Raw genomic sequence first — 17,612 nt, 5'->3', positions numbered from 1 at the left:
AGACATGCAGGACTGGACGGAGCACTCCGCTCAAAATAGGCAATCGCTTCGGGAGGTTGAGGCCTTCACCAGTTCGATGGACCGCCTTAACCATCGACAACTTCAGCAACTGATTGCACTCAAACATCACAGAAACCTGTCGTCGCGATGGCCAACCGGCCTAGCCATGGTGGCAGCGGTTTGCGGATTGATATTGGGAGCCTGGTATTTGTCTGACGCGCTGCACTGGGGAGCCGATTACGCTTCCCGCACAGGAGAAACCCGCGCCGTCTCCTTGACCGACGGCTCAACGGTAGAACTCAATACGAACAGTGCTATCAAAATCGCATTGACACCTGAAAAGCGTCAAATCACTCTTCTTGCCGGGGAAGCATTCTTTGCGGTAGCACCTGATCCACAGAGACCATTCCAAGTGATTGTTGGCCAGGGCACAATTCAAGCGCTGGGGACGGCATTTAATGTGCGGGTCGATGCTCACCAGACGACGATATCCGTCTCGGAGCATTCCGTACAAGTCACCTCGGCAGGACAGAGCAATTCACGAGAGCTTTCTCAAGGCAACCGCGTGCGAATGGGGGATGATGGAAAGATTAGCGCGGTTGAACCCTACAATGAGCAGCGAGACCTCGCATGGAGACGTCACCGTTTGATCTTTGAGCATCAACCGCTCACCGAAGTGCTTGCCGAAATGAGCAGGTATCGTCAGGGTTTCATCATTCCAATGGATAACAAGCTTTCCGAGGAGACTATTACGGGTGTATTTGACACGACTCGCATAGATGAGGCATTGAACACGATTGAATCAGGTCTTCATGTGAAACTTATACGCATCACTGATCGGCTCGTTCTTTTGTTCTCCCCACCTTAGTCCGTAGCCCTATTCGATCGGCAAAATATATTTTCCCTCTGAGTGGGTGTCTCCCTCTTTTTCTGCGTTGTGTAATTGAGATTGAGAAGAACTCTCATTGGGAGGGAAAAAGGATGGGCGGACCCACTGGAATGCCATGGGCTATTCAATGCTCGTTACTTGTTGCATGCTTAACCGCAACCATTGCAGTTGTGGCGGTTGTCCCGCCCCATTCACTCGCCCAACCTCGTGAATCTTTAGCATCTGCGCAAGCGGAACGATCATTCAACATCCCTCCGCAATCCCTCTCCTCAGCCCTTTTGCAATTTTCAGAAGTGACGCAATTAGAAATGCTAGTCGATTCGAAGTTGACAGAAGGGGTAGAGACACAGGGGGTATCAGGCACTCATGCGACGAAGGATGCCCTGGAACTCCTCCTGGCGCATACAGGTTTAACGTATAAATTCACAAATCCCCGAACGGTGATGATCGTTAAGTCTGATGGGAACACCGGTGTCGTTGCGCCTGGTGTGATTGGGGGAGGAGCCGCTGGAGCAGCGACCGGAGCAGCAGTAGAGAATGGGACCACTGGCCAAAATGCTCAGAAGCCAGTCAAGGTTCCAGAGGTCGTGGTGAAGGATACTGTGAGCCGAGACGACGACACCAGGTCGTACGTGGCGGAAGAATCCAGCACAGCCACGAGGACCGATACTCCATTCATTCAGATCCCTCAGTCAGTTGGCGTCGTGACGCAGAAAGTAATTCAGGATCAACGTGCCATTCGAATGGACCAAGTGCTCCGCAACGTGAGCGGCATCGCCATTGCTCAATCGAATGAAGGAGAAGCCAACAACGATAAGATGTTTTGTCGCGGCTTCCCCTGTGCCTTTTTCAAGAACAACCTCCGCAATGAAGACACGAACCAGGTACTGACCTTCCGCGATATCGCCAACGTTCAACGTCTGGAAGTTCTGAAAGGGCCAGCATCTGTGCTCTATGGCAGAAGCGAACCCGGCGGCATTATCAACATCATGACGAAGCAGCCACAGGCTGACCGGTATGCCTCCATTGACCAAATCATCGGCAGCTTCAATTACTATCGCACGATGGTCGATGTGACCGGACCAATGAATGAGAGCAAGACACTGCTCTTTCGCATCAATGGTGCCTACGAGAATAGAGAGAGCTATCGCGATTTCGTGGAAGGTCAGCGATATTTCATCGCTCCGGTATTCCAGTGGAAGGCGAGCAACAATACGACAATCACGCTCGAAGGCGAATATATCCATGATCGATCAACGTTCGACGCTGGCCTGCCTGCACTCGGCGAGGGGATCGCACCATTACCGCGCAGTCGGTTCCTCGGAGAGTCCTATAACCTGTCAAAGACCAAGGAGGGGAGGGTCAGCCTCTTGCTGGCCCATCGATTTAACGACAATTGGCGCATTGAGAGCCAATTCCGAGCAGACGAGAGTAGTATTCACGGGAATTTCGCGTTTTCAGACGGGCTGTTAGCCGACAATCAAACACTGGCTCGCTCCTACTTTGCGCTCACACCCGATGTCTCAAGCTATTACTGGCGAAACGACGTCATCGGTAAGGTGATCATCGGCTCCATCAAGCACGAACTCTTGGGCGGTGTCGAACTCGGTCGGCAGTCAGCGTCCCTCGGATTCGGCTTCGCGCCAATTAACTCTCTCGATATCTTCAATCCCATCTACAATCAGTCGCCTGAGCCGAATGATCCGTTTTTCCTCCCGAACTCGAGAATGTTCGCGAATGCCGCGGGGGTTTACATTCAAGATCAGGTTTCCATCCTGGATAACTTTCAAGTTTTGGTCGGTGCGCGAGGAGATTATTTCTATCAGAACAGCACCGTGGGAACCGATGTCACCAAAGCAGAGAACTTTGGCTTTAGCCCACGCATCGGTGTGGCCTATCAACCGATTGCGCCGATTTCGTTGTATGCCAATGTCACGCGCTCGTTTCAACCGACCTTTAGTCCCTTTTCCGCCGTCTCCAACGTCTTTAAACCCACGACCGCGACTCAGTACGAGGCCGGGATTAAAACGGTGATCCTACCTGATCGTTTAACTTCGACGCTCGCCGTGTACCGCATCAATAAGCAAGATGTGCCGGTCGTCGATCCTTCAAATCCGTTCCTCCTCGTTCAGACGGGGGGACAGCGAAGCCAGGGTGTAGAATTCGACATCGCGGCGCAATTAGTGCCGGGATGGAAAGTCATTGCCACCTATGCCTATACGGATGCGCGGATTACTGAGGATACGACGATCGCCGTCGGAAATCGATTGCCGCTCGTGGCCAGGAATACGGGAAGCTTTTGGACCACGTACGACATTCAGAGTGGGCTATTGCAGGGAGTTGGGGCCGGGATAGGCTTCTTTGCGGTTGGCCAACGAGCGGGAGATGTCACCAACTCGTTTTATCTTCCTGGCTATGTGCGTACGGATGCCGCGTTGTATTACCGCAAACAAGAGGTCTTCCCTCATACCAATCTCGTGGCTCAACTGAACTTTTTGAATCTCCTTAATCAAGAGTATTTTTATGGAGGCCAGCAATCTCGCGGCGCGTCTGCATTTCCTGGTGCTCCGCTAAGCGTACTGGGCTCCTTGAAGTTGGAATTCTTTTAGGATTGGGGGAGCACGAACCAGTGATGTCCGCTTTGTTATGAAAAACTGGTACTTTGTCCACAAATGGACCAGTCTCATCAGCACCGTCTTTCTGTTCATTCTCTGTCTCACTGGGCTACCACTGATCTTTCGTGATGAACTTGCCGCGTGGCTGGGGGAAGCCGTGGTGCCGCCCGAGCAGATAATGGACGCAACACGTGTGACTCTACAGACTCTAGTTGATGATGCGCACGCCCGGCGGCCCGATGATGCAGTTCAATTCCTGACCTTGGATGACGAGCATCCGGCCTGGTTTGTCTCGCTGGCAGCCACACCAGCCTCAGTCGATACCACCGGGATTTACATGTACGATGCGCGTACAGGGGCGTTTCTTCATGCACCCCCTGCCAATGAGGGCCTCACCAATTTATTCTTCAAGCTTCATGTCGAGCTCTTTGCCGGTCTCGCGGGCACGTTGTTGCTCGGCACAATGGGCGTAGTCTTCCTCGCTTCGGTCCTCTCCGGCATCATCATCTATGGACCGTTTATGCGTAAACTGCCGTTTGGCGGGATTCGGCAGGAGAGACGTTCACGATTGGTCTGGCTCGATCTTCATAATCTGTTCGGTATCGCGACCGTGCTGTGGGTTCTCGTAGTCGGCGCAACCGGCGTGATCAACACGTTAGAGCGTCCGCTCCTGGCCTATTGGCAACAAACAGAACTTGCAGGAATGCTTGCACCCTGGACCGGTAAGCCCGCTCCAACGTCGTTCGCATCTGTAGATTCTGTTGTGGATACAGCCCAAGCGGCAGAGCCTAACATGGTCGTTCGATTCGTCGGGTTTCCCGGTACGGTCATCGCCACTCCGTACCACTATATGGTTTTCATGCGTGGCCAAACTCCATTGACTTCTCGTATTCTGACTCCACTGCTCATCGATGCACGGATCGCAAAACTGACGGACCAACGGTCGCTGCCATGGTATCTAACCGCGTTGGTCGTATCTCAACCGCTACACTTCGGTGACTATGGCGGGATGCCGCTCAAAATCATCTGGGCGATTCTTGATGGAATTACGATTGTGGTGCTGATCACTGGACTTTCTTTATGGTGGAAGAAGTGGTACTTATCAATTGATGTCTTTCTAGCGGAAGCAGAGTCGATTTCAACTACGACATAGCTGAACTCGGTTTTTTTGGCCGAAATTGAAGATAGATAGGGGGTGTGACCCTCCAACCAATGGGCTTTGTGTGCATCCATTCCCACTGTCTTGACTTCAATTTCTCGTTTCTTCAGGATCGTCCTTCCGAACGGCAACAGTTGAGGGATCTTTTTCTAGAGAATAGCCATGATGGCATTGAGACTAATCATAGGAGCGATCCTCCTGACTGTTGCGGCTACCCCAGGCATCTCGATAGCGGGACCGTTGCCGGAATGTGACAAGAAGTCTGTGTTGAATAAACTCAAAGAGTGGTACTCGCTCCACTTGAACATGGCCAAAATACCGCAGGCCTTTTCGATCGAGAATCCTCACGAAGTCGGAACTACCGTCGCTCCGGTAAGAGTCAATCAATATACCCCCTCACCAGACTATTACGATCGTTCACGATATTGCGAGGCCACCATCGTGCTGACAGACGGGAAAAAGGGCGTTGCCTACTATCGCCTGGACGGCGAGAAGAATCTCAAAGCGAAGGGTTACAATCTTGAGCTGTGCTCAATGAATAGCGATATTACCAAACGGGGATGTGTTACGCCCGGATGGCCAACAAATAATCACACACAAGGACTACAAATGAAAAAGCCGAAGAACAGTGAGACAGCCAAGCGTGCGGTTGGGAAGACCAATGTGGTGAGGTCACCAAGTTCAAAAGACGAGAAATTGGCCGGACAGCCAGTCAAGAAATTGCCCAAGCACTACCCACTTCCTGCTCAAGCCAACTTAGCCGAGCAGGGGAGTCCTTCAATAGGCTCAGTATTCACGCACGAAGAATTCAGAGCGCGTGTCGCACAAAAAGCCTATGAATTATATGAAAGCCGTCGCGCACTGACCGAGGTGGACGATTGGCTTGAGGCAGAGCGCCTGGTCAAACTGCAGTTGCTCAGTGCGCCCCAGGGCGGATCGGTTTAGCTGCCATCGTGTCCTGTGGCTAAGCCGAACCTGGCACGATTGGATCAGGAGGTAGGGGCTGACGGCCGTGCCTGTTGCTCTTGCCTCGAGCAGTCGAGGGCCCGCGGCAGTCAATAGGATGATGGGCACATCGGGTTGCACCGCTCGTATCTTCTTCAGAAGCGCCCATCCATTCATTCCCGGCAGATGAACATCTCCGGTCAACACGTGCGGGTGCCGTGTCGCAAAGTGGCGAAGCGCAGCCTCTGCGGTGGTGGCCGTCGTGATCTCACATCCTTCGTTGGAAATAAGCTCGGTGAGCAGGGGCAATGTGTCGTCATCATCGTCCACCAGTATGACCTCGGGAAGAGCCGACATTACCCACCCAGGGTGAGTGAGTGATGGACAAGGATAACGAGATCCCTCTTACGAAATGCCCTGGACACATCAACAATCTCACTAAATACTAATACAACAGACAGATTGTCCGATTGAAGACAACTTAGCACTCTGCCAAAAACCGCCGGACACATGGATCGCTCTGAATATTCATAGATCCCATTGCTGGTCTTCCCTTTGCACTACTTCTCACTGAAGCCAACTAATGGAAACTGGGTAAGCGTTCTCGATGATCCGAGTGCTCGTTGTCGATAATTTCGCGCCAATGAGGAAAACCCTAATTGAGGTGCTTCAGACCTATCCCGATTTTGAGGTCGTCGGAGAAGGGAATCAGGGCCTTGAGGCGTGGGAGTTGGCCCATACGAAGCGTCCTGATGTCATTCTCATGGATGTCCATATGCCAGTGTGCGGCGGTGTCGAGGCGACCAGAATGGTCAAACAAGCGTATCCCGAGATGATTGTCATTGGTCTGACCGCAGATGAAGACCCGCTTGCCGAGCCGGCGATGCGCAAGGCCGGCGCGGATGCCTTTGTGCTGAAAGGGGCGGTGGCTGAGCACTTGGAGCTTGAGATCCTGAAAGCCATAGCGAAGCACAGGTCGCGATGATGACGGCAAGGAAGGAAATACTGTTCCTTTTTCACCTTCCCCGGATCCTTTTCATGCTGATCGGCGCTGTCTGGTTGAGTAGCTCTCCCGTCTTCGCTGACTGGGTCAAGGTGGCCAGTGCTGACAGCGAGAGACTGACCATTTACGCCAATCCGGAGACGATCAGTCGTTCCGGTGAATTCGTAACGGTCTGGCAGTTGTTGGATTTTAAGACGACGCAACTCACGGGAGGCAAACCCTACTTATCAGTGATGATGGAAACAGAATTCCACTGTGCACGACTCCAAAGCCGCAGGCTTCAACTCGCTCAATTTTCCGGAAACATGGGAAGTGGGCAGACGCAGCTCGCCAACTCAAGCACACAGGAGTGGGCAGCCGTGCAGCCCAATTCTCCCCTACATGCACTGTGGGCATTCTTGTGTGCTACGCCGAATCCGTCATAGGTTCAGATGAAATGCCAAACTAATTAGTAGGGAGATGCTCATTCCATCTCAAGCGCGCTGCGATGGAAACGGATGCACGATCATGCCGCGCCGGAGATGAAAGGATCAGATGGGGAAGACATTGGTGGTGGCGGTTCACGCGGAAGGGAAAGCGCTCTGCGCACCACTAAGCGAAGATCACTGATGAGAAACGGTTTGTTGAGGAGATCAAATGCGCCGGCCTGCATGCCTTCCAGCGCCAAGCTTGTTGACCCCCCTGCCGTCAGCAGAACCACGGGTTCTTGAATCCCCGCCGCTCGTAATTCTTGTAACAAGGCGACACCGTTCATGTCTGGCAGATGAATATCGATGAGGAGGAGATGAGGGCGCGCAACGCCAATTTCCCATAGCGCAGATTCCGCATCGAGAGCCGTGCTGATTTCGCAGCCTTCACGCGCAATCAACTCGGTCAGTAATTGAAGCGTGTCCTCATCATCATCGATGATCAAAACCCGGGGAAGCATCGTCAGGCCTTCTTCCTTCCAGCTATACTGACGTCAGGGGTTGCAGTCCAGCGAGGAGGGCGTGAACTGTCCATGCCGAGAAATGTTACGTACATGACACGAGTAGTCTGGATGGCATTTCCCCTTCCTGTCGATTGTTCGCCAGCACATAGATCCGTCCTTCTCGAATCCTAATTCAATTCAGAGTTCCTCTCAGCGTTCTGTTCGAAGCCTATGATCCGTCACCAGGTAACGCGATGAGCAGCATCACCAGAATTATTGGGGCAATGCCTCCCGGGAATCTTCATCCGGAGAAGGTTCAGTGGTCTGGGGTTCTCGCCAGCTTTCCGTATAGACAGTGATATTTCCAGGATCATTGATGAATTCAAAATATAACGTCCGAGGCTCCTGCAAGGTTATGGTGCCGTATCCCATCGGCGTGTTGACGAGAACAGGGTGAGGATCTGTTGGCGTGCGATACAGTCGCACCCTGCAATAGGGAGGTGCGATTTTCCAACGAAAGGAGACTTCAATCGCCGTGTCCGATACCCGCAATTGCATCTTCGAAAGGCTCGGTGGAGTCATTGGATACATCCTCCTGTCATCAGGTAGATAGGCCTAGTGCCTCTATTGTGTTGAAAGTGGACGGAGCGAGGTGACTGCAACTTACAGAGATCGAAGATAGTACGAGATCTCTACTGGTCAAGGTCCGAATGAGAGACGAGGAAGAAAATAAGTATTAATACGGCCTCATTAAATCGCCAAGGCGACCTCGCTCGCAATAGTATTCATTTATGTTGCTATTTCATTTTCGGCGTACTTCAAAATCCGGACAGCCTGTCCGGACAAGACAACTTAGCCACTGGCGACACGACGAATTGAACTCATTTTGAGCCCTTTCTCACTTGGCTCTCCGTTTGCACTGGACTGCCTGCGCACTGCGCGCAATGAAAAATAGAAGGAGGAGCGCATGGGACTTCGCAGGCAATACAGACAAAAGGCATTCGTGTAAATGCCGTTGCACCTGGACCTATATGGACTCCACTGATTCCGGCCACATTCCGCCGGACAAAGTGAAGTCTTTTGGAACCAACGTCCCGTTGGACAGGCCCGATGAGCCAGGAAGAGGTGGCACCCAGTTATGTCTTTCTCGCATCAGAGGATTCGTCCCATCTGACCGGACAAGATCTCCATCCGAATGGGGGCACAATTGTAAATGCGTAACGTGTATGAGGAGGAACCATGAAACCTTCGACCGCGATCCTCGCTGCAGCAGGCATTGGCGCCTATCTTATTTATCGCAACTATCCTGAGCGAAGTCTGTCTCCGGTGCAGGATGCCGTAAAGAAATCGTCCGTTCAGGCCAAAGAAGCCATGACGTCCCTCGCACCATCTATACCACCCGATTCGATAGCAGGCTCTTTGCCTCCTGCCCTCCGGTCTCTGATCAGCGCTTTTGGTCTTGGCTGGACGCTGTATGGCTTATGGCGCGGACGGGGTGCCATCAGTTTCTTAGGCCTGGTGGGATCGACGCTGTTCTCTGAATTCTTCGGGAGAAAGCTTTTCGGACAGGTTTCAAACAAAGTGGGTTAACACAGCAAGCTATTAAAAGAGAATAAGAGAAATAGAGGCACGGCCCCGTGCCTTACATGCGTCTCCTCATTGGGTTGCCTACGGAATCATGGGTGAGGTAGGGCGGGTTGGTCGGTCAGAGGATAGACCCTCTTCCCCGACCGGCCAATAGACCCGTTCATCTCAACGGACTCGACTTGCCGCTTCCCTCTTAGACCTCTCTTTCCGCACCAGTCCTTTAACCTCTTCTGCAAAGATCTCACTGGTTAGGAAGTATTTCTTAACCTGGACTAAGAGGGGATTCTGTTCCGACTCCAAGACTCGTTTGAGCACTTCGGCCTCTCTGTCGGCTGCTCGGATCGCGGCTAAGGCTGCTTTCTGTTTCTCTCGATAGCGTTGGGCTCGTTCCTTATCTGTCATAGCCATAGAATAGACTATCTTTCTGTCTCTGGACGAGTCCCTGCGTTCGCTGAAACACTCACCTGGCCGAGGACTCTGGTTAGAGGTAATGCGAATCAGCGTGACGCTAGGATCGTCACAATACGACACTTCGTGACGCTTTCTGCATCACGAAGCCTAGGGCGGGTATGTCACAAGTGGATTGTGACCAGGCTCCAAGGTGGTTTGGCCAGTCAAGCTTATAGACCTGATCGGCCATAGACTCCTTTGAGCTGCTAAGACTCTCGGCTTATAAACCAGACTGCGACCATCCTTTGTCCAATCTGGACGACATTTGAGGAGTTCGGTTACCCCTCGTTCCCTGGTTCATCAGAGGTTACAATATGTTTTATGTGTCGATACAAGATTCTCAAGGCTATCCGTGGATAACCCGGGCTCCGTGGCGTAGTGCCAGCTTATAAAAGCTCTGGATGAGGATCAGGCTCAATAAACACTTACCGAGATTCGACGATCACGGCCCCCAACATGCCGTTAGCGGTATGTTGAATCATCGAATCTAGGCTTTCCACCGTGCAATCCATTACTCCACACCTGCGTCGGCAACTGGTCGAATAGGCTACGCTAGTGCATTTCGAACGCTGACCTCTCGGAAAAATGATGCGCTCAGTTTCGGTGTCCGTTTCTGGGTCTTGAAGTCCACATAGATCAGCCCAAACCGATTCCCATATCCAGCACTCCATTCGAAGTTGTCCATCATGCTCCACAAGAAGTAGCCCCTAACAGGCACCCCATCGGCGGTCGCCCGCTGAAGCTGAGTGAGGCAGTTCCGGAGGAACATGACCCGGTCAGTGTCGTACACCTGACCGTCCTCAGCCAACGTATCATCGGCGGCGCAGCCATTCTCGGTAATGTAAATCTCCTTGGCTTTCCAGAGAGAGTGCACAAACCGAGGAGCCCAATACATTGCCTCAGGCCCAAGGACATGCCAGGAGGACAACATCTTCGGGTGTGAGGCGTTAAACGGGATCTCGCGATACCCCGGGGCATTATCGGAGGCCAGTACGTAGATGCTCGGCCGGTACACATTGATTCCCACAAAATCCACCGGTGTGCCGATGATCTTCAGGTCGTCTGCCGTGACCTTCGGAGCGTCTTTACCGGCAGCGTTCAGGTACGCATCGAGATATTGACCCTCTAACATCACAGTCAAATAACCCGCGTTCATTTCGCGCGTAGCCCTCTCCGCCGCTTGAATGTGCTCTGGTGATTCGATCAGTGGGACGGGGATCGTAATGTTTTCTGCAGGCCCACACTTGGTTCCCTTTTTCCCCTTCGCTCGGATCGCATTCACCGCCAGACCATGGGCGAGTACTGCATGGTGCCGTACCTGGTTCAGTTCGGCCGGTGAGAGTTTCATGCCGGGCGCGAGTTCAATCGAGACCGTCTTCCCGCCCACTGCCATTTCGAGACCTCGGTGGCCCATATCGACGAACGAATGGAATTCATTGATCGTGAAGAAGTGTGTGATCCGGTCGCTGAGCTTCTCGGCCATGTAGCCGGCATAGTCTCCGAACGCCTTGGCCGTATCCCGGTTCTGCCAGCCTCCTTTGTCCTGCAACGCTTGGGGCAAGTCCCAATGATAAAGCGTCGCATACGGCTGGATCCCATGTGTGAGGAGCTCATCCACCAGCCGATTGTAGAAATCCAAGCCTTTCGGATTCGCTGGGCCCGTTCCCTCTGGGTAAATCCGTGGCCAGGCGATCGAAAAACGGTATGCCTTTGCCCCGAGAGCCTTCATTAATTGCACGTCTTCTTGGTAGCGATGATAGTGATCGTTGGCCACATCTGCATTCTCATTGTTCTTGATCTTCCCAGGAGTGTGGGCGTATGTGTCCCAGATCGATGGGCCTTTCGCGTCCTCAGCCCATGCACCCTCGATTTGATACGCCGCCGTGGCAGTCCCCCATAAGAATCCTTTGGGAAACGGTCGCACGGAGGGGGACTGAGGACTTCTTGTGGCGCTCCGCTGAGCGGCTGAGGCGTGGTTGGCTGCCAGCACGCCGAGCATGCCTGCAGTGGTCAGTTTCACAAAATCTCGTCGAGTAAACGGAGTACCCATATCGGAACCTCCTGGAAGGTATGGAATATGGGCAATAGTATGCGTGAAGGCGATCGGTGAAGAACACTGTCAAAATTGCCAGGCGATGTTTGACGTGGTACTGGCGAGAATCGAGCAAAATACCAAGACCCTAATGGGTAAAATCGCTAAGGCTTTTGAGATTGTTGCTGCCACGCGTACAGACGTCGTAGATGAGATGATCTGGAGAGGAAACGACTCCTCAAGAGACAATCAGTTAGTAACGATCAGCGATCCATGCAACTCGTTCTCACGCCAAGCGGTGAGGTTACCGCGAGACGCATTCACGAGAGTATTGGCAATTTACGGATCAAATTTACGTGTAAATTTACACAGTGCAGGTGCGTGCCATGCCTCTCAGCAGATTTTTTGAGAACCTAAACTCAGATCGAGCATCGGAGGTGATGATGAGATGTCTTCGTAAAGTGACAATTGGCATGGCCATAGCCGCGGTCCTCGCAACAATGCCCGCCCCTGTCGGAGCCACGCCGGAATTCGTCAACGGTTTCACCCTTGACGGGGCCATGCTCGACCGAAGTGGAGGTAAGACTCCAAACACAGGTCGCGTTGGCTTCTTTTCCGATATTTATTACGACCCTCAGCGCGAGGAATGGTGGGGCCTTTCCGGCCGTGGACCAGGAGGAGGCTTCCTCAACTATGAAACAAGAGTGCAGCGTTTTCGATTGAAAGTGGACAAGAAAACAGGAGCCATTGGTAAATTCAAGATTCTCGACACGATCATCTTTAAAGATGAATTCGGCAATCCTCTGGATGGAATCGCTCCGAGCCCCACCAATGTGTTAGGCAATGCCTTCGATCCTGAAGGGTTGGTCATCGGACCCAAGAACCACCATTTTTTGTTTCGGATGAGTATGGCCCCATCGTTTATGAATTTAAAGAAAACGGGAAAAGACTTCGAACTTTCTTAACTCCTGCCAATCTCATCCCTCGCAGCGACTCAAATATGCTAAATTTCGCGAATGGTACCGGGAACATGAAAGGAAAGCGGACTAACCGCGGCTTCGAAGGCCTAGCGATCAGCCCAGATGGCGCCTTCATCTATGCCATGCTGCAAAGTGCCATGCTGGACGAGGGGGAGGCAACGGTGTGTGCAATCGTATTGTTAAATTCAGCACCGAATCCGGCACTGCCGTGGCCCAATATGCTTACCAGATGGAAGGCTCAAGCCAGGGGCGCGTGATTTCCACGCTCATGGCAATCAATGACCATGAATTTCTCGTTCGGGAGCGCAACAATCGGGGCGTCGGTGTTGGTGCAGAATTTTCGCCGCCGAATAAGAAGCTCTTCCGAATCGACATCACAGGATAAGGATGGAGACGACGACGATCGGGGAGAATGATGAATGAACGCTAAACTAAGGACTGGAACTATTCTGGCAGTCTCAGTCCCTGGGCGTACCTGTGTGGGAAAAAAGAGATGGCACCTTTCGGTAGGTCAAGCGCAGAGACCGCCAAATTCAAACCTGGTCTCAGACATTCGGCCATCGCATGCTCAGTCAGCAGGGTAAGCGGTTGATTTAGAAGATCCAGGCATCGATTCAAGTGATACGGCTTGATCATTCAGAGTTCCGTCTCTGAGTAACGTGGCACTTCAATAGCTGCACCAACACCCGCCTTCGGGCTACAGTGCATCAATGAGGACCATTTTCTTTTGACATGATTGGTACGGCCGAATGCTACTGGATCGGCTCATCGAGCCATTTGTGCCCACATTCCTGGCAGATCCACTTGAGAGGTTCAATTCTTTGCAACAACACTGGAGTTCGATCGTTGTCTTTGGACCTGATCGCGATGAAAGCCTGTCTAACAACCTTCGATCCGTTACATACGACGCACGATGGTCTCGATGAAGCCATGATCGCTTATTTCAGGATGATGTTGGGGTATTTTGCTCATCAATCAATCGCTGCCCGTATGAGATACCGTACTCGTGAGTTTCATACTACCTCACAGATACTGATCAATCTTAGTGTGGGCACTTCGAATCATCCATGAGGGTTTCTGCTTCGTGACGCTTTTCGATGGGTCCAGACGGTATATGCCATTTGCACGATCTGCAGATGATTTTCAATGGAAACTCGATCCTCATCATCTAGATCTGGATCGCGGTTGAGCAATTGCGCAAGAGCCTTGATGCTTTTCTCAAACTCGGCTAACACAGGACTATGTTTAACCATTGATTGTTGCTGTTTCTCTCGAATTAACGAGCGCTAGGAATGGTTAGCAGGCTTTGGCTTCAATAGTTGTCGAGGAAAACATGGAAGGAAGACAAGATATGTCATTGCGAGGGCCTCGCAATTTCAGCATCAAGTGAACAAAGGAGCTGCTCATTAGACACAACTTCAACACATGAATATTCAGAAACGGTTTGGAATACTTGCATTACAAATTGCTCAAGCATTCCAAATTTTGTGCCAGCAAAAGCCCCTCTATAGCTCAAGAATTTTTCTGTGGAGTAGGTTGGCTCTTGTGCGAAGCAGGTGTGAATCACATTACGCACAGTGCGTGATTGTGCGGTTTGCTGGGGTAGAGAGAAATCTAGTGGTGAAATGGTGGTAGAGATATTACTTCCAAGAAGTACGTTCCTCTAGAGCGTGTTTCTCCAGCAAACGCTTAAGAGCCCAACGGCTGATTCCCAAGACTTCCGAAGCATGAGCCTTATTGCCGAAGGTTTTTTTCAACGTATCAAGTAACTCATCTCGAGTGATATGGGCGGCTTTGCGTCGTGCAAAGGCAACTGGCCGTTGATGTTCTATTGATTTCATCTGCGTTACGCTATCATGAAGTTCAACTGGTAGATCCTCTTCAGAGATAATGGGACCGGGGGCGAGTGTGACCACTCTTTCGACGACGTGTTCTAATTCTCGAACGTTTCCCGGCCAGTGATATTGCTGAAGCCGCAAGAGAGCCGAAGGAGTGTACCCTGTAATGTTCTTTGCTGATCCATACCGAGCTAGAAACAAATCGGCTAACAAAGGGATATCGTCTATGCGCTCTCGAAGAGGGGGAACTGTAACGGTAATGGTTTTGAGACGATAGAATAGGTCCTCACGAAAGCGTCCCTGTTTGACTAAGTCTGCCAAATTGAGTTGGGATGCCGAGACCAGCCGAAGATCGACTTTGATATTGAAGTTACTGCCTAAACGTTTGATTTCTCCCTCCTGTAAGACTCGTAACAGTTTGGCCTGACTGGCAAGAGATAGGTCACTGATTTCATCCAGAAATAGGGTGCCTCCACTTGACTCTTCCAATAGACCGCGCCTCATGTGCAGCGCATTAGTGAACGCTCCTTTGACATGGCCGAAGAGTTCACTTTCTAAGAGGTTATCCGGTATGGCCGCACAGTTTAACGCAATAAAAGGCATTTTGAATCGTGCACTGTTCTCATGGAGAGATCGAGCGATCAGTTCCTTCCCAGTCCCCGTCTCTCCATAAATGAGGAGCGAAGCTCTGGTTGGTGCGGCTTTTCCAATTGTCTTGAATATCTCAACCATGGATCGGCTCTGAGCAACGATCGATCCAAATTGAACGCGCTGGCTAACGTTGAGAGACGGACTCAACGCCGTCTTGCGCGTATTGTTTTCCCGAACTAGTCGCTCGTGCTCAAGCGCTCGAGTCACGATCAAAAATAATTCTTCCAAATTAATCGGCTTGGTCAAATAGTCAAACGCTCCGTGTTTCATTGCGTTTATGGCAATCTCCACACAACCAAAGGCGGTCAGCAGAATAACAGGAGTTTCGGGGGAGTTCGTTCGAAGCCACTTGAGCAGTTCAATTCCCGACAATGCCCCCATTTGGATGTCCGACACGATCAAACTAAATCTTTCCTGCTTAGCTTTCTGACAAGCTTCATGTCCATTTGAAGCCATTGTCGTCCTGTAACCCCGTTGGGATAATGCCTCTGCAAGCAACGCGTTGTTCTCCTCATCATCGTCGACTACCAGTATGTGCGTATCGCTCAATGCCATTGTCCGCTATGCCTCCGGCAAATGGGGAAGATCCACTGTAACGGTGGTGCCCTGTCCGATCAAACTCTCTATGGTCATTTGTCCACCGAGGGTTGCCACGACCCGTCGACAAATTGCTAAGCCAAGACCAGTCCCGCCCTGATCATGACGAGTGGTGAAGAACGGTTCACAAATCTTGGTAAGCATATCCTGCGAAATGCCGATTCCAGAATCTTGAACGGTAATTCGCACCATTGGCTGAGAGACCGACATTGCTTGGACAAGGATGACCCCCTCAAGTGGCGCTTGTTCGCCCATGCTGGTAGTCAGTCTCAGCTGGCCTTCATGGTCCATGGCTTGTACGGCATTCGTGACAAGATTCAAGAGCATTCCATGTAAGACAGTTTTATTCGCCGCGATGAGAGGGAGGTGGGGTGAGAGTTCAGTCACGATCTTGATGCCAGGTTCCTGAAGTAGGCCTAACACCTCCCGGATGACTTCATTAATCTGGATAGCAGATGGATTTGTGTCGATGTGGGTTGATTTAAGGATGTGTTGTATAACGTCTGTCATGCGTGAGACCTGTGTCCTGATAACCCCCAGGTGCCGGAGGCTATCTTCCGGCAGGTCTCTATCCTTTATTAATTGGAGCCGTCCGTAAATGGCATTGAGAGGATTTCCCAATTCATGAGCCATGATCGCCGAGACTTCGCCCAGAGCGGCTAAATTGCCATTACGTTGAGCCGCCAATTTAGCCTCTGCCACGCTGTCCCTCTCTTTATCCAATTGTTGAACGGCTTCGTATACTTTGTGTTCAAGACTTGCATTCAGCGATTGGATTTCATGAAGCAGGTTTTCTCTCTCAGAGATGACTGTGCGAAGTTGAGCCATCATCTGGTTAAAGTTGGCGGCCAGATGGCGAACCTCCCAAGGACCAGTGACTGCTGCCTGCAGATCAACACGTCCAGCTCGGACCTGTTCCATGACGTTGAGTAAACGAGCGAGAGGACGATGGAGATGGACTCGGACGAGCAGAAGCATTGTCAAAGATGTGATGAGAACGGCTCCGACGGCGACCAGTTTAGCGATTGTTTCCTGTGATTTGATCAAGCTATCGTATTTCGAGACAGAAAATCTTCCGTGGAGAGCTCCAATGATCGTTCCGTTAGAGCGGATCGGAGCCGTAAGGATCCAAGCCCTATCGGTGTCGCTATCGTCGAAGTGCGCAACGAGATTGTTGCTGCGAATAGATTCTATTTCTTCTTGAGAAATAAATCCTCCCAGGTCAGCGCCGGTTTTTACGAGCGATCGAGGGCCATGTGGCGTGAGTTGAAAGATTTCCAATCCACGGATTCCTGCCCGCAATTGTTGTATCTCTTCAAGGATGGGTTTCATGCGTTCGCTATTTGCGATTTGCACCGGCTCATTAATGGCTTTGCTCACTACGCTGGCGATCAATAGAAATTCGGCGTGTCGATGGCGCGCAGCGGCTTCTTCTATTATCATTCGATCCACGAATTTTACAGCGATCAGAGCCAAGGCGACGAGCAAGACGGCCGAAAGCAACGTGGAGGCAACGATCGCATTAAATAAACGCATTGGCGTCCGATTACGCTTGAGGATAGATAACGTAGATGTCAAGGTTGTCTTATACCTCAACATCAGATCAGTCAACGCAAACTTATTGGTTTGGACGGGTAGTATCAGCGCGGATTGCCGCTGAATGAGCGAGGAAACAACGGTGTCTGAATGGGCTGCCCGAGCATCCATAAGAAACGATCCAAGTTGGGCAGGTTCCCAGATGGGCGCATACCGAGTCACTACGTTGAGAGGTGACTGCATATCCTCCGGGATTCTGCGAGGACTTGGGCAGGAGACCTGGACAGACACGACGGGCAAAGTCGACTGAGAGGCAGCCAGACAAGCCTTCACGGGCGGCTTCAGCTGACACTTCGCGAAGGAGTGCTCGAGGAGAATTGAGCGAGGCAATGGCAAGGGGACGGTTTGGGATGCTGGCAT

The 17,612-nt window shown here is 51.6% G+C and carries 14 protein-coding genes and 2 pseudogenes; 10 read left to right on the top strand and 6 right to left on the bottom strand.

All coding sequences use genetic code 11. The features are described from left to right. Positions 1-187 precede the first annotated feature (187 nt). The 4 genes from W02_RS08180 (at position 188) to W02_RS08165 (ending at position 5,608) form a co-directional block, all read left to right on the top strand. The gene (locus tag W02_RS08180; RefSeq protein WP_173046578.1) at positions 188-868 is read left to right on the top strand and encodes a FecR family protein; all 681 of its coding nucleotides are present in this window, start codon (positions 188-190) and stop codon (positions 866-868) included. 329 nt (positions 869-1,197) lie between these two features. Beyond that, entirely contained in the window at positions 1,198-3,498 is a 2,301-nt protein-coding gene (locus W02_RS08175; RefSeq protein ID WP_173046576.1) for a TonB-dependent receptor, read from the top strand. 37 nt (positions 3,499-3,535) lie between these two features. Continuing rightward, positions 3,536-4,657 carry a PepSY domain-containing protein gene (locus W02_RS08170; RefSeq protein WP_173046574.1) on the top strand — a complete coding sequence of 374 codons (1,122 nt, stop codon included), beginning with the start codon at positions 3,536-3,538 and terminating at the stop codon, positions 4,655-4,657. 168 nt (positions 4,658-4,825) lie between these two features. Next, positions 4,826-5,608 (top strand): DUF2934 domain-containing protein, encoded by a 783-nt coding sequence (locus W02_RS08165; RefSeq protein WP_173046572.1) that lies wholly within the window; start codon positions 4,826-4,828, stop codon positions 5,606-5,608. On the opposite strand, the gene W02_RS22095 is transcribed toward W02_RS08165, so the two are convergent. Then, the gene (locus W02_RS22095; RefSeq protein WP_173046570.1) at positions 5,504-5,965 is read right to left on the bottom strand and encodes a response regulator; all 462 of its coding nucleotides are present in this window, start codon (positions 5,963-5,965) and stop codon (positions 5,504-5,506) included. The two genes, W02_RS08165 and W02_RS22095, sit on opposite strands and share 105 nt — an antisense overlap. 250 nt (positions 5,966-6,215) lie before the next feature. Between W02_RS22095 and W02_RS08155 the strand changes: the two genes are divergently transcribed. Both W02_RS08155 and W02_RS08150 read left to right on the top strand, forming a co-directional pair. After that, positions 6,216-6,593, top strand: coding sequence for a response regulator transcription factor (locus W02_RS08155; protein ID WP_173046568.1), 378 nt, complete (start codon positions 6,216-6,218; stop codon positions 6,591-6,593). Between the two features lie 53 nt (positions 6,594-6,646). Further along, positions 6,647-7,036, top strand: coding sequence for a surface-adhesin E family protein (locus tag W02_RS08150; RefSeq protein WP_173046566.1), 390 nt, complete (start codon positions 6,647-6,649; stop codon positions 7,034-7,036). An 80-nt stretch (positions 7,037-7,116) separates the two neighbouring features. Here the strand turns inward: W02_RS08150 and W02_RS08145 are convergent, their stop codons facing one another. Both W02_RS08145 and W02_RS08140 read right to left on the bottom strand, forming a co-directional pair. Continuing rightward, entirely contained in the window at positions 7,117-7,524 is a 408-nt protein-coding gene (locus W02_RS08145) for a response regulator (protein WP_173046564.1), read from the bottom strand. Between the two features lie 270 nt (positions 7,525-7,794). After that, positions 7,795-8,103 (bottom strand): hypothetical protein, encoded by a 309-nt coding sequence (locus tag W02_RS08140; RefSeq protein ID WP_173046562.1) that lies wholly within the window; start codon positions 8,101-8,103, stop codon positions 7,795-7,797. A 393-nt stretch (positions 8,104-8,496) separates the two neighbouring features. Here W02_RS08140 and W02_RS22090 point away from each other — a divergent pair. Both W02_RS22090 and W02_RS08135 read left to right on the top strand, forming a co-directional pair. Further along, positions 8,497-8,742 (top strand): annotated as a pseudogene (locus tag W02_RS22090) (SDR family oxidoreductase); the annotation flags it as partial. A gap of 18 nt (positions 8,743-8,760) precedes the next feature. Further along, positions 8,761-9,111 (top strand): hypothetical protein, encoded by a 351-nt coding sequence (locus W02_RS08135; protein WP_173046560.1) that lies wholly within the window; start codon positions 8,761-8,763, stop codon positions 9,109-9,111. Positions 9,112-10,105: 994 nt separating this feature from the next. Here W02_RS08135 and W02_RS08130 read toward each other — a convergent pair. Continuing rightward, positions 10,106-11,608, bottom strand: coding sequence for a GH1 family beta-glucosidase (locus W02_RS08130; protein WP_173046558.1), 1,503 nt, complete (start codon positions 11,606-11,608; stop codon positions 10,106-10,108). A gap of 368 nt (positions 11,609-11,976) precedes the next feature. On the opposite strand from W02_RS08130, the pseudogene W02_RS21285 reads away from it, so the two are divergent. Together W02_RS21285 and W02_RS22085 are read left to right on the top strand one after the other, a co-directional pair. Then, a pseudogene (locus W02_RS21285) lies at positions 11,977-12,827 on the top strand (esterase-like activity of phytase family protein). Further along, positions 12,734-12,955 (top strand): esterase-like activity of phytase family protein, encoded by a 222-nt coding sequence (locus tag W02_RS22085; protein ID WP_197742181.1) that lies wholly within the window; start codon positions 12,734-12,736, stop codon positions 12,953-12,955. The pseudogene W02_RS21285 and the gene W02_RS22085 overlap by 94 nt, the downstream one beginning before the upstream one ends. A gap of 1,255 nt (positions 12,956-14,210) precedes the next feature. On the opposite strand, the gene W02_RS08120 is transcribed toward W02_RS22085, so the two are convergent. Both W02_RS08120 and W02_RS08115 read right to left on the bottom strand, forming a co-directional pair. Further along, a complete protein-coding gene (locus W02_RS08120) occupies positions 14,211-15,614 on the bottom strand; it encodes a sigma-54 dependent transcriptional regulator (protein WP_173046556.1) in 1,404 nt (467 codons plus the stop codon). Between the two features lie 6 nt (positions 15,615-15,620). After that, complete coding sequence (locus W02_RS08115; RefSeq protein ID WP_173046554.1) at positions 15,621-17,363, bottom strand: PAS domain-containing sensor histidine kinase; 1,743 nt, start codon at positions 17,361-17,363, stop codon at positions 15,621-15,623. Positions 17,364-17,612: the final 249 nt, after the last annotated feature.

This window comes from Nitrospira sp. KM1, assembly GCF_011405515.1.
Lineage (GTDB): Bacteria > Nitrospirota > Nitrospiria > Nitrospirales > Nitrospiraceae > Nitrospira_C.
Note: the sequence above shows the minus strand (reverse complement) of the source record. Positions and strands in the feature narration are given on the sequence as shown.

Bases quoted from the DNA above. Each gene is read 5' to 3' on its own strand.
- W02_RS08175 (WP_173046576.1), top strand. From the start codon at position 1,198: ATGCTAGTCGATTCGAAGTTGACAGAAGGGGTAGAGACACAGGGGGTA.
- W02_RS08170 (WP_173046574.1), top strand. From the start codon at position 3,536: ATGAAAAACTGGTACTTTGTCCACAAATGGACCAGTCTCATCAGCACC.
- W02_RS08165 (WP_173046572.1), top strand. From the start codon at position 4,826: ATGATGGCATTGAGACTAATCATAGGAGCGATCCTCCTGACTGTTGCG.
- W02_RS22095 (WP_173046570.1), bottom strand. From the start codon at position 5,965: ATGTCGGCTCTTCCCGAGGTCATACTGGTGGACGATGATGACGACACA.
- W02_RS08155 (WP_173046568.1), top strand. From the start codon at position 6,216: ATGATCCGAGTGCTCGTTGTCGATAATTTCGCGCCAATGAGGAAAACC.
- W02_RS08150 (WP_173046566.1), top strand. From the start codon at position 6,647: ATGCTGATCGGCGCTGTCTGGTTGAGTAGCTCTCCCGTCTTCGCTGAC.
- W02_RS08140 (WP_173046562.1), bottom strand. From the start codon at position 8,103: ATGACTCCACCGAGCCTTTCGAAGATGCAATTGCGGGTATCGGACACG.
- W02_RS08135 (WP_173046560.1), top strand. From the start codon at position 8,761: ATGAAACCTTCGACCGCGATCCTCGCTGCAGCAGGCATTGGCGCCTAT.
- W02_RS08130 (WP_173046558.1), bottom strand. From the start codon at position 11,608: ATGGGTACTCCGTTTACTCGACGAGATTTTGTGAAACTGACCACTGCA.
- W02_RS08120 (WP_173046556.1), bottom strand. From the start codon at position 15,614: ATGGCATTGAGCGATACGCACATACTGGTAGTCGACGATGATGAGGAG.
- W02_RS08115 (WP_173046554.1), bottom strand. From the start codon at position 17,363: ATGGATGCTCGGGCAGCCCATTCAGACACCGTTGTTTCCTCGCTCATT.